7 protein-coding genes are annotated in these 12029 nt (G+C 65.4%); 4 read left to right on the top strand and 3 right to left on the bottom strand.

The annotated features are described in order from the left end of the window. Nucleotides 1-146: 146 nt before the first annotated feature. On the bottom strand, nucleotides 147-896 hold the full coding sequence (locus IVB47_RS18175; RefSeq protein WP_247462965.1) for a hypothetical protein: 750 nt from the start codon (nucleotides 894-896) through the stop codon (nucleotides 147-149). Nucleotides 897-1388: 492 nt separating this feature from the next. On the opposite strand from IVB47_RS18175, the gene gltB reads away from it, so the two are divergent. After that, nucleotides 1389-6122: a glutamate synthase large subunit gene (gene gltB, locus IVB47_RS18170; protein ID WP_247462963.1), complete on the top strand. Its 4734-nt coding sequence runs from the start codon at nucleotides 1389-1391 to the stop codon at nucleotides 6120-6122. A gap of 145 nt (nucleotides 6123-6267) precedes the next feature. Beyond that, a complete protein-coding gene (locus IVB47_RS18165; RefSeq protein ID WP_247462961.1) occupies nucleotides 6268-7719 on the top strand; it encodes a glutamate synthase subunit beta in 1452 nt (483 codons plus the stop codon). Between the two features lie 214 nt (nucleotides 7720-7933). On the opposite strand, the gene IVB47_RS18160 is transcribed toward IVB47_RS18165, so the two are convergent. Then, on the bottom strand, nucleotides 7934-9700 hold the full coding sequence (locus IVB47_RS18160) for an outer membrane beta-barrel protein (RefSeq protein WP_247462960.1): 1767 nt from the start codon (nucleotides 9698-9700) through the stop codon (nucleotides 7934-7936). Between the two features lie 191 nt (nucleotides 9701-9891). Here IVB47_RS18160 and IVB47_RS18155 point away from each other — a divergent pair, with 191 nt between their 5' ends. Then, nucleotides 9892-10899: a KpsF/GutQ family sugar-phosphate isomerase gene (locus tag IVB47_RS18155; RefSeq protein ID WP_247462958.1), complete on the top strand. Its 1008-nt coding sequence runs from the start codon at nucleotides 9892-9894 to the stop codon at nucleotides 10897-10899. Nucleotides 10900-11035: 136 nt separating this feature from the next. On the opposite strand, the gene IVB47_RS18150 is transcribed toward IVB47_RS18155, so the two are convergent. Beyond that, entirely contained in the window at nucleotides 11036-11593 is a 558-nt protein-coding gene (locus tag IVB47_RS18150) for a carboxymuconolactone decarboxylase family protein (protein ID WP_247462957.1), read from the bottom strand. A 72-nt stretch (nucleotides 11594-11665) separates the two neighbouring features. Between IVB47_RS18150 and IVB47_RS18145 the strand changes: the two genes are divergently transcribed. Beyond that, nucleotides 11666-12004, top strand: coding sequence for a helix-turn-helix domain-containing protein (locus IVB47_RS18145; protein WP_247284717.1), 339 nt, complete (start codon nucleotides 11666-11668; stop codon nucleotides 12002-12004). Nucleotides 12005-12029 lie beyond the last annotated feature (25 nt).

The following is a 12029-nucleotide window of genomic DNA, read 5'->3' as shown; positions in this document are numbered from 1 at the left end:
CCTGGCGAAAGCCAGAACCCATTACCCCAAGGGGATGTTTGGCGAAGACTCGTCGTCCGGTACTCACACCACGCACAATCGACAGACCTCGCTTAATGGGTCCTGGCTTTCGCCAGGACGACACCGTTGGTGTGATGCGTAGCGTCCTAATCCAGCCCCTGCGCTGCCGGCATGTCCTGTGTCGGCAGGATGGTTGGAGCAGGTTTGGCCAGACCGACGGTTGGAGCAATGACCTGCGGCGCGGCCTCGGCGGGCTTTGCCGGCACGGCCGCCACGGTCTGCGTGGCAGGTTGAGCCTGCGCTGCCGGCTGCGTCGCAGGCTCGGCCGGCTTCGCCGCTGTGACCGGCGTCTCGCCGCGCGGCGGAACCGCCTTGGGCAGCGGCACGGAGCGGCCGGCGACATGCGGGATCGGGGCCGGTGGGCGGGGCGGACCACTGCGGATCATCGTCGGCGGCGGCAGCGCGCTTTGCGGCCGGTAAGGCGCAACCGCAGGCTGCTCGTAGCCGGGCGCCATGCCGTAGGCGTCGGCAGCCGGCATGAAGCGCAAGATCCTTCCGTCGCGGGCATCGATCACGAGCCGGCCGTCCTCCCCGCGGCGGTCAATCACCGCGATGGTGTAGACGCTGCCGCGCAGGCGCGGGATGCCCAGTGGAGAGAAGCCGTTCTCGCGCAGCACCGCGTAGACCTCTGTCGATGGCAGCAGCACCGGGGCCGGCCCGCGTTCTTCGTAGCCATAGCCGTAGCGCGGCGGAGGCGGCGCGGCCTCCGGCGGCGCATAGGGGCCGTCGAAATCCGAGACCGCGATCATCGCCCCTCGCCCTGGAACCTGCGCTTGAGCCGCGGTCGCAGCCAGCGCCAGCGCGGCGGCGGCCACACATCCTGTGAAAAACTTCATGGTCGAGACGCTCCTGTCAGGCCCCCGGATGGATCGCGCTCTTTCGCTTCTTGCGGCGTGGCGCAGCTTCCGAAGGGTTGATCCGAAGCTTCATTGAGGATTCCGGCGTCGGCGGGGCCGGATCAGGGCGTGTTTGCTTCTAAACCGGGGCCGCGCAACTTCTGGAAAGCGATTGATTGATCTATGGGGAATCGGGACTTGCGCGCGCTTGTGTGATAGACAAAAATTTGGCAAGGTGACGGTTAGGACAGGAAGACTGTCTCAATTTTGCTTGCGGTTCCGGCATAGGGATTGCAACGAAAGTCGGTGCTTTCGAGCGCCAAGAAGGCAACAGGCAAAGCCGTTCTCGGGGACGAAGAACGCCTTGGCCTGAATTTAAGAAAATGCGGCTCGCGAGCGGACGAGCGGTGACCCAGAAGCGGGTGCCGCGGGACGCCCAAGGTGCGCCGAAGATGGCGGTGAGGCAGCTTGCCGCATGGAGAGGACGAGAACATGAACGGGTCGCAAGTCGAGCGCGGAAACATCGTGGCAGAACAACTGTCGGCGACGGTCGCCTCGAAAACGGCCGATCCGATTCAGGAACACAATTCACGGCCGCCGGCCGTAGGCCTCTACGATCCGAGCCTGGAAAAAGATTCCTGCGGCGTCGGCTTCATCGCCAACATCAAGGGCCAGAAGTCGCACGAGATCGTTGCGGACGCGCTCAGCATCCTCTGCAACCTCGAGCACCGCGGCGCCGTCGGCGCCGACCCGCGCGCCGGTGACGGCGCCGGCATTCTGGTGCAGATCCCGCATGCTTTCTTCAGCCGCAAGGCGAAGGAGCTCGGCTTCGCGCTGCCCAATCCGGGCGAATACGCCATCGGCGCCTTGTTCATGCCGCGCGACACCGCGTGGCGCAACGTCATCAAAAGCATCATCGCCGACCAGATCAAGGAAGAGGGCCTGACGCTGCTCGGCTGGCGCGACGTGCCGACCGACAATTCCTCGCTCGGCGTCACCGTGAAGCCGACCGAACCCGCCTGCATGCAGGTGTTCATCGGCCGCAACGGCACCGCCAAGACCGAGGACGATTTCGAACGCCGGCTCTACATTCTGCGCAAGTCGATCTCGCAGGCGATCTATCAGCGCCGCGACCGCGGCCTCGCCGGCTACTATCCCTGCTCAATGTCCTGCCGCACCGTGATCTACAAGGGCATGTTCCTCGCCGACCAGCTCGGCAAGTACTATCCCGATTTGCACGAGAAGGATTTCGAGAGCGCGCTGGCGCTCGTGCACCAGCGTTTCTCGACCAACACCTTCCCGGCGTGGTCGCTGGCGCATCCCTACCGCATGATCGCGCATAACGGCGAGATCAACACGCTGCGCGGCAACGTCAACTGGATGGCGGCGCGCCAGGCCTCGGTGAGCTCCGAGCTGTACGGCAAGGACATCAACCGGCTCTGGCCGATCTCCTACGAGGGCCAGTCGGACACCGCCTGCTTCGACAACGCGCTCGAATTCCTGGTGCAGGGCGGCTACTCGCTGCCGCACGCCGTCATGATGATGATTCCGGAGGCGTGGGCCGGCAATCCCTTGATGGATGAGAAGCGCCGCGCCTTCTACGAATATCATGCCGCCCTGATGGAGCCGTGGGACGGCCCTGCCGCGATCGCCTTCACCGACGGCCGCCAGATCGGTGCCACGCTCGACCGCAACGGCCTTCGGCCGGCGCGCTATCTCGTCACCAAGGACGACCGCATCGTGATGGCGTCCGAGATGGGCGTGCTGACGATTCCCGAGGACCAGATCATCACCAAGTGGCGTTTGCAGCCCGGCAAGATGCTGCTGGTCGACCTCGAGCAGGGCCGCCTGATCCCCGACGACGAGATCAAGGCCGAGCTCGCAAGAAGCCATCCCTACACGGAGTGGCTGGAGCGGACCCAGATTGTGCTGGAAGATCTGCCGAAGGTGCCGACCACCGGCGTGCGCTCCAACCTGTCGCTGCTCGATCGCCAACAGGCGTTCGGCTACAGCCAGGAAGACATCACCATCCTGATGACGCCGATGGCCTCCACCGGCGAGGAAGCCGCAGGTTCGATGGGCAACGACACGCCGATCTCGGCGCTGTCGGCCAAGGCCAAGCCGCTGTTCACCTACTTCAAGCAGAACTTTGCGCAGGTGACCAATCCGCCGATCGACCCGATCCGCGAGGAGCTGGTGATGAGCCTCGTCTCCATCATCGGACCGCGGCCGAACCTGTTCGACCTGCAAGGCCTTGCCACGACCAAGCGCCTCGAAGCGCGTCAGCCGATCCTGACCGACGCGGACCTCGAAAAGATCCGCTCGATCTCCGAGGTCGCCGAGTCGCACTTCAAGTCGCGCACGCTGGACACCACCTTCCACGCCGGCCTCGGCGCGGCCGGCATGGACCAGGTGCTGGACGAGCTCTGCGCACGCGCGGAGAGCGCGGTGCGCGAGGGCGTCAACATCATCATCCTGTCCGACCGCATGGTCGGCACCGATCGGGTTCCGATCCCGTCGCTGCTGGCCTGCGCCGCCGTGCATCATCATTTGATCCGCACGGGATTGCGCACTTCGGTCGGCCTCGTCGTCGAATCCGGCGAGCCGCGCGAAGTGCATCATTTCGCCTGTCTCGCCGGCTACGGCGCGGAAGCGATCAATCCGTATCTGGCGTTCGAGACCATCATCGCGATGAAGGACCGCCTGCCCGGCTCGCTCGACGACTACGAGATCGTCAAGCGCTACATCAAATCGATCGGCAAGGGCCTGCTCAAGGTGATGTCCAAGATGGGCATCTCGACCTACCAGTCCTATTGCGGCGCGCAGATCTTTGACGCCATCGGCCTGAAGGCGGAATTCGTCGGCAAATTCTTCGCCGGCACCCACACCCGCGTCGAGGGCGTCGGTCTTGGCGAGATTGCCGAAGAGGCGGTGCGCCGTCATGCCGACGCGTTCGGCGATGCGCTCGTGTACAAGACCTCGCTCGATGTCGGCGGCGAATATGCCTATCGCAGCCGCGGCGAGGACCATGCGTGGACCGCCGAGTCGGTGGGGCTGCTGCAGCACGCCGCGCGCGGCAATTCGCTGGAACGCTACCGCGCTTTCGCGAAGATCCTCAACGAGCAGTCGGAGCGTCTCTTGACGCTGCGCGGCCTGTTCCGGATCAAGAACGCGGACGAAGAGAAGCGCAAGCCGATACCGCTCGACCAGGTCGAGCCGGCCAAGGACATCGTCAAGCGTTTCGCCACCGGCGCGATGAGCTTCGGCTCGATCTCGCGCGAGGCGCACACCACGCTCGCGATCGCCATGAACCGGATCGGCGGCAAGTCGAACACCGGCGAAGGCGGCGAGGAAGCGGACCGTTTCAAGCCGCTGCCGAACGGCGACAGCATGCGCTCGGCGATCAAGCAGGTCGCCTCGGGCCGCTTCGGCGTCACCACGGAGTATCTCGTCAACTCCGACATGATGCAGATCAAGATGGCGCAGGGCGCCAAGCCCGGCGAAGGCGGCCAATTGCCCGGCCACAAGGTCGACGCGACCATCGCCAAGGTCCGGCATTCGACGCCGGGCGTCGGCCTGATCTCGCCGCCGCCGCACCACGATATCTACTCGATCGAGGATCTGGCGCAGCTGATCTACGACCTCAAGAACGTCAACCCGGACGGCGCGGTCTCGGTCAAGCTCGTCTCCGAGATCGGGGTCGGCACGGTGGCCGCGGGCGTCGCCAAGGCGCGCGCCGACCATGTCACCATCGCGGGCTTCGAGGGCGGCACCGGCGCTTCGCCGCTGACCTCGATCAAGCACGCCGGCTCGCCGTGGGAGATCGGCCTCGCCGAAACCCACCAGACGCTGGTGCGCGAGCGGCTGCGCAGCCGCATCGTAGTCCAGGTCGACGGCGGTTTCCGCACCGGGCGTGACGTCGTGATCGGCGCGCTGCTGGGCGCCGACGAGTTCGGCTTCGCGACCGCGCCCTTGATCGCGGCCGGCTGCATCATGATGCGCAAGTGCCATCTCAACACCTGCCCGGTCGGCGTCGCGACCCAGGACCCGGTCCTGCGCAAGCGCTTCACCGGCCAGCCCGAGCATGTGATCAACTACTTCTTCTTCGTCGCCGAGGAGGTCCGCGAGATCATGGCCTCGCTCGGCTTCCGCAGCTTCAACGAGATGATCGGCCAGGTGCAGCTGCTCGACCAGACCAAGCTGGTCGCGCACTGGAAGGCCAAGGGGCTCGACTTCTCCAAGCTCTTCGTCAAGCAGAAGGAAGAGAAGGGCCAGAAGATCTATCACTCCGAACGCCAGAACCATCATCTGGAAGCGGTGCTCGATCGCACGCTGATCGAGCAGGCGACGCCTGCGCTCGACCGCGGTGCGCCGGTGAAGATCGAGGCCAAGATCAACAGCACCAACCGCTCCGCGGGCGCGATGCTGTCGGGTGCGGTCGCCAAGATCTACGGCCATGCGGGTCTGCCGCATGAGACCATCCATGTCAGCCTCAAGGGCACCGCGGGCCAGGCCTTCGGCGCGTGGCTGGCGCAAGGCGTCACCTTCGAGCTCGAAGGCGAAGCCAACGACTATGTCGGCAAGGGCCTCTCGGGCGGCAAGATCATCGTCAAGCCGCCGGCCAACAGCGGCATCGTGCCGGAAGAGAGCATCATCGTCGGCAACACCGTGATGTACGGCGCCATTCAAGGCGAGTGCTACTTCCGCGGCATCGCCGGCGAGCGCTTTGCCGTGCGCAATTCCGGCGCCGTGGCGGTGGTCGAGGGCGCCGGCGACCATTGCTGCGAATACATGACGGGCGGCATCGTGGTCGTGCTCGGCAAGACCGGGCGCAACTTCGCGGCCGGCATGTCCGGCGGCATCGCCTATGTGCTGGACGAGACCGGCGACTTCGACAGGCTGTGCAACATGGCGATGGTCGAGCTCGAGCCGGTGCTGTCGGAAGAGCTGATCAACGCCGGCACCTATCATCACTCCGGTGACCTCGAGGCGCACGGCCGGGTCGACGTGTTCAAGGACCTGCTCGCCTCCGACGTCGAGCGGTTGCACGTCCTGATCACGCGCCATGCGAAAGCGACCGGCTCCAGGCGTGCCGCCGACATCCTGGCGAACTGGAAGGACTGGCTGCCGAAATTCCGCAAGGTGATGCCGGTCGAATACCGGCGCGCGCTGCGCGAAATGGCCGCCAACGCGGACGCCGAGCCGAAAATCGCGATCGGGGCCTGAGCATCATACTCCGTCATTGCGAGCGTAGCGAAGCAATCCAGACTTTCTCCTCTGATGCGGACTGGATTGCTTCGAAGCTCACGCTCCTCGCAATGACGACGAGAGAGAAACACAACGAATTTAAGCGGCAGGGACTTCGGGTTTAATGGGCAAGATCACGGGTTTTCTCGAAATCGAACGGCATGACCGCAAGTACACCCCGGTCGCCGAGCGCGTGAAGCATTTCCACGAGTTCGTCGTTCCCCTCTCCGAGAAGGAAACGCGCGACCAAGCCGCGCGCTGCATGAACTGCGGCATTCCCTATTGCCACGGCACCGGCTCGGTCTCGCCCGGCACGCCCGGCTGCCCGGTCAACAACCAGATCCCGGACTGGAACGACCTCGTCTATCAGGGCAACTGGGAAGAAGCCTCGCGCAATCTGCACTCGACCAATAATTTCCCGGAGTTCACGGGGCGCATCTGTCCGGCGCCGTGTGAGGCCTCCTGCACGCTCAACATCGACGACAACCCCGTCACCATCAAGACCATCGAATGCGCGATCGTCGACCGCGCCTGGGACAATGGCTGGCTGAAGCCGGAAGTGGCGGCCGTGAAGACCGGCAAGAAGGTCGCGGTGATCGGCTCGGGTCCGGCCGGCATGGCCTGCGCGCAGCAGCTCGCGCGCGCCGGCCACGACGTGCATCTGTTCGAGAAGTTCGCCAAGGCCGGCGGCCTGCTCCGCTATGGCATTCCCGACTTCAAGATGGAAAAGAACGTCATCGACCGCCGGGTCACGCAGATGGAGGGCGAAGGCGTCACCTTCCACTACAACAGCCATGTCGGCGTCGACGGCAATGTCGATCCCCGCGAGATGCTCAACGACTACGACGCCGTCGCGCTGACCGGCGGCGCTGAAGCCCCGCGCGACCTGCCGATCCCCGGCCGCGACCTCGCAGGCATCCACTACGCCATGGACTTCCTGCCGCAGCAGAACCGCCGCGTGTCCGAGGAGCCGCTCGGCGGCGTCCAGGAGATTTTGGCCGGTGGCAAGCATGTGGTCGTCATCGGCGGCGGCGACACCGGATCCGACTGCATCGGCACCTCGCTGCGCCAGGGCGCGCTCTCCGTGACCCAGCTCGAGATCATGCCCGCCCCGCCGGAGCACGAGAACAAGGGCCTCACCTGGCCGAACTGGCCGCTCAAGATGCGGACGTCCTCCAGCCAGGCCGAAGGCGCGGTCCGCGAATTCGCCGTGCTGACGCAGAAGTTCACCGGCGACAACGGCCAAGTGAAGAAGCTGCACTGCGTCCGCGTTGACGACAACTTCAAGCCGATTGCCGGCACCGAGTTCGAGCTCGACGCCGACCTCGTCCTGCTCGCGATGGGCTTCGTCCATCCCGTGCACGAGGGCCTGCTCAAGATGCTCTCGGTCGAGCTCGACCCCCGCGGCAACGTCAAGGCCAACACGCTCGACTACCAGACCTCGCGCCCGAACGTGTTCACCGCCGGTGACATGCGCCGCGGCCAATCGCTGGTGGTCTGGGCCATCCGCGAGGGTCGGCTGTGCGCCCGGTCGATCGACACGTTCTTGATGGGGAAGACGGATCTGCCGCGCTGAGTTGGGGCGAGCTGCGCAAGCTCGAACGCGGACAAGAAATCCGCCGTCGTCCTGGCGAAAGCCAGGACCCATACCGCGTGATCCCTTGATCGTGACCGATCGCAATACCAAACGACGAGTCTTCGCCAAACCACGCCCGTGTTAATGGGTCCTGGCTTTCGCCAGGACGACACCTGAGGTTTGGCCTCATTAGGAGCCTACGGTCGGGTGCCCGCTAATTCTGCAGCCTCACCCCGACCATCACCACCGTCCCCTGCGAGCTCGACCCCGGCTGGTTCGAATCCAGGATGTCGTGGCGGAGCGTGCCCTTCACCCAGATGTTGCGATTGAGCTTGTAGATCAGATTGCTTTCGAACGAGTAGGTCTTGTCGTTGCGATTCTGGCCCTGGTAGTCGTAGGTGCCGTAGGTGAACTTGCCCACTGCCGTAAGCCAGCGGCGGAAGTCGTGATCGACTTCGGCGGCGTAGGTGTGCACCAGCACGCCGGAGGAGCCGGGGATGGTGGTCTCGGCGATCTGCGTGTCGGTGGCGAATTTCACCGTGGTCAGGCCGCTTGCATTCCAGATCAGCGAGCCCGAGGTCAGGAAGCCCGCGAGCTGGCTCAGGCGCGGATCGACATAGTTGCGCGCGGAATAGCCGACCGAGACCTCGCCGGTGAGGATGCGCGAGAACTCGAAGGACGTGCCGACCTTGGCGTAGCCGCCGTTCGAATCGCGGAAGAAGCCATTGCGGTCGGCGGCCTGGTCGTGGACGCGGGTGTCGCCCTGGATCTCGACGAACGGCTTCAGGCCCGGCTTCAGCTCGTAGGAGAAGCGCCCCACGCCGCCATATTGGTTGAAGTCGCGGTCATCGTTGCTGAAGGTCGAGCCGTCGGTGAGTTTTGAGTTGGTGTAGGCGGTGCGATCGACGGTGGCGCCGGCCGCGACCTGGAAGCGGTTGAAGGTCTGGTCGAAGCCGACGGTCGTGCCATAGGTCGCGTAAACGGGATATTTCTGCAGACCGGCCTGCACGTTCGGGCTGCCGGGATTATCGGTGGCGAGCCGCAGGCGCAGTTGCGTGGTCAGCTTGAGATCGCGATTGACGTCGATGCGGCCGTCGACATGCCCGTTGAAGTCGGGGCGGTCCACTTCGACCGGCGAGGGCGAGGCAAAGCCGTCGATCGTCGCCGGCATGTTGTTGGTGTAGCCCGAGAACGAGCCGCGCAGATCCGCGACCAGCGCGTGGCGCTCCCAGTCGGACGCCACGAGGAGATCGGGCGCGACCACATAAACCGGCGAGCCGACCGGCTTGCTCAGACGCGCCGGATTGGTGTCGTAGCCGGTGGAGAGCTCGAGCCCGCCCTTGATCAAGAAGCTGCCGGCATAGTCGCCGACCGCGCCGAATGCATCGTCATCGATCTTGAGGCGGCGGCGCAGCGGCTGGCCGGGCACGTTGCCGGCCATCGCCGGGGCGACCGGAGTCTTGTGCGCCGTCTCGGAGGGCGGCGGCGCGATGCGTGGCGGGCCGAGCGTTCGCTCCTGCGTCGCCGGCGGCACCGGCGAGCCGGGGCCGACCGGACGCTTCGGCTTCGCCTGTCCGGGATAAAACTTTGGCTGCTGTCGCTTGCGGTTGAGCGAGTCGTAGCCGGAAGCGCTGGCGCCATTGGCGGCGGGCAAGCCGTAGATCGGGACCTGGCTGGTCGGGTTCTGGCCGGTCGGGTTTTGGCCTGCGCGCGCCGGCGTCTGCTGGCGCTTGCGCAAATCCGCGTTGGGATCGGGCAGCGTCGGCAGCGCATCCGACGGCGCCTGCGGCACGCCCGCGGTACGGCGCGTCGGCAGCGTGTCGGGCGAGGCGAAGCCACCGCGGTTAGGACTGAACAGGTCGGGGGTGAGGCTCTGGGCGGCCCCGGGGGCGCTTCCAAGGACCGTCAGCGCAAAGCACGGCAAAGCCGCGCGCAGGAAATGCGCGCGTTTGCTCCGGCTCGTGCCTGGAGACGACCCCACGATGGAAGAACTCCAACGAAATCAAATACTTTCGCGATTGTCCCCACCGATCGGCGGGAACCATCGTTAATGGAGTTAAAACAACTATGGTTAACGACCGGTTGAGGGTTGGGGCGCCCTCGTCGCCTCGAAGGTCGTGGCGTGCTAAGCAGGCGCCAACGGGCGAACGCCCCTCCTCCCTGGACCAGAACATGCCGAGTTCGAAACCGCTGATGACCCAATCATCCGGCCCCATTCCCGACAGCGTCGAATCCGCACTCCGCACCCTGGAAACGGAGAGCGGCGGTATCAACGCGCTCGCCGCCGCCCTGCGCGGCCCGCTTGGCGCGAGCTTCGCCAAGGCGGTCGATCTGATCCGCAACGCAAAGGGCCGCGTCATCGTCACCGGGCTCGGCAAGTCGGGCCATATGGGTCGCAAGATCGCGGCAACGCTGGCCTCGACCGGCACGCCCGCCTTCTTCGTCCATGCCGCCGAAGCCGGTCATGGCGACCTCGGCATGATCACGCCCGACGATGTCATCATGGCGCTGTCCTGGTCCGGCGAGCAGCCGGAGATGAAGACGCTGGTGAACTATTCGGCACGGTTCGCCATTCCCATGATCGCGGTGACGTCGAACGCGGCGTCCTCGCTGGGACAAGCCGCCGACATCGTGATCGAGCTGCCGAAGGCGCGCGAGGCCTGCCCGCACAATCTGGCGCCGACCACCTCGACCCTGATGCAGGCCGCGATCGGCGATGCCATTGCGATCGCGCTGCTCGAAGGCCGCGGCTTCACCGCGCTGGAGTTCGCGCATTTCCACCCCGGCGGCAAGTTAGGGGCGATGCTGAAATTCGTCCGCGACTACATGCGCACCGGCGCGGAGATTCCCCTCAAGCCGCTCGGCACCAAGATGTCGGACGCGGTGATGGAGATGTCGGCCAAGGGTCTGGGCTGCGTCTGCATCGTCAACGATGCGGCAGAGGCCGTCGGCATCATCACTGACGGCGATCTACGCCGCCAGATGCGGCCGGACCTGCTGGCGGCGTCGGTCGACGACATCATGACCAGGCAGCCAAAGACCGTGCCGCCCTCGATGCTCGCCACCGAGATGATCGAGGTGCTGAACACCCGCAAGATCACGACGCTGGTCGTGACCGAGGCGGACAAGGTGGTGGGCATCGTGCATCTGCACGATCTGCTACGGGCGGGCGTGGCTTAAGACACGCTCTCTCCGCTCGCATTGCGAGCGAAGCGAAGCAATCCAGGCCATTGCGAGCGCAGCGAAGCAATCCAGACTGCCTCCACGGAAAGACTCTGGATTGCTTCGTCGCAAGAGCTTCTCGCAATGACGATGGTTAGAGCAACGCCGGAAATCTTGCCGCCGTGTCCTCCAGCGGCAGCCGCAGCCCATTCGACAGATACGACACCGTGCGATAGAAGCCGCACAGCAGCATGATCTCCAGGATCTGCGCCTCGTCGTAATGCGCCGACAGCACGGCGAACTCGGCGTCGTCAAAGGTCGCGCGGTGATGCAGCGCGTCGACGGCGGCGATCAGCGCCTGCTCGGCCGGGGACCAGCACGACGACGACGCATCGCCCTGCACGGTCGCCCGCACCTCCGCCGCGCTGAGACCCGCCGGGGCGGCGAAAATCGCGACGTGCACGCCCCATTCATATTCGCATTGGTTCAGCGCGCAGGTACGGTCGATCACGATCTCGCGCTGGCGCAACGAGAGCGGGCCGGGATCGAGCAGGCCGCCGGCGCGAAACTTGTCCCAGGCGCGGGTGTGGCCCGCCATCATCCGGAACAGCAGCAGCGGCGGCGCACCGCGCATGATGCGGTCGAACTGCGCCTGAATCTCTGGGGGATAAGGCGGGGTGAGCGGGGCAATACGCGGTATGGCCTGTGACATCGGCCGCCTCTCTTGCTACATTTATTGTAGCATTACGCTACACTATTTGTAGCATCCCGCAAGAGGGCGGCGATGGCGAAGCAGACCACTTCGAGATCGCGCGGCGTCCGTAGCTCGCGCACCGGGCGGCCGGTCATGGTGCTGCTTGACCTCCTGGGACGACGCTGGAGCCTGCGAATCCTGTGGGAGTTGCGCGACGCCCCCCTCACCTCGCGCGCATTGCGAGCGGCCTGCGACGAGGCCTCGCCGACGGTGCTGCAGGCGCGGTTGGACGATTTGCGCGAAGCCGGGTTCGTGGAGCTCGGCGAAGCCAGCGGTTACGGGCTGACGGCGCTGGGGCGGGAATTGTGCGAGACGTTCATGCCGCTGCATAGGTTCGCGGAGCGGTGGCGAAGCAAGAGCGGCGCGTAAGTCTGGCGATGCCGTCCCGACAAGC

Source organism: Bradyrhizobium sp. 62 (assembly GCF_023073035.1).
Taxonomy (GTDB): Bacteria; Pseudomonadota; Alphaproteobacteria; order Rhizobiales; family Xanthobacteraceae; genus Bradyrhizobium.
The sequence above is the reverse complement of the archived record's forward strand: the minus strand, read 5'-3'. Positions and strand labels throughout refer to the sequence as shown.

Coding starts and splice junctions, on each gene's coding strand:
- IVB47_RS18175 (WP_247462965.1), bottom strand. CDS start 896: ATGAAGTTTTTCACAGGATGTGTGGCCGCCGCCGCGCTGGCGCTGGCT.
- gltB (WP_247462963.1), top strand. CDS start 1,389: ATGAACGGGTCGCAAGTCGAGCGCGGAAACATCGTGGCAGAACAACTG.
- IVB47_RS18165 (WP_247462961.1), top strand. CDS start 6,268: ATGGGCAAGATCACGGGTTTTCTCGAAATCGAACGGCATGACCGCAAG.
- IVB47_RS18155 (WP_247462958.1), top strand. CDS start 9,892: ATGCCGAGTTCGAAACCGCTGATGACCCAATCATCCGGCCCCATTCCC.
- IVB47_RS18150 (WP_247462957.1), bottom strand. CDS start 11,593: ATGTCACAGGCCATACCGCGTATTGCCCCGCTCACCCCGCCTTATCCC.
- IVB47_RS18145 (WP_247284717.1), top strand. CDS start 11,666: ATGGCGAAGCAGACCACTTCGAGATCGCGCGGCGTCCGTAGCTCGCGC.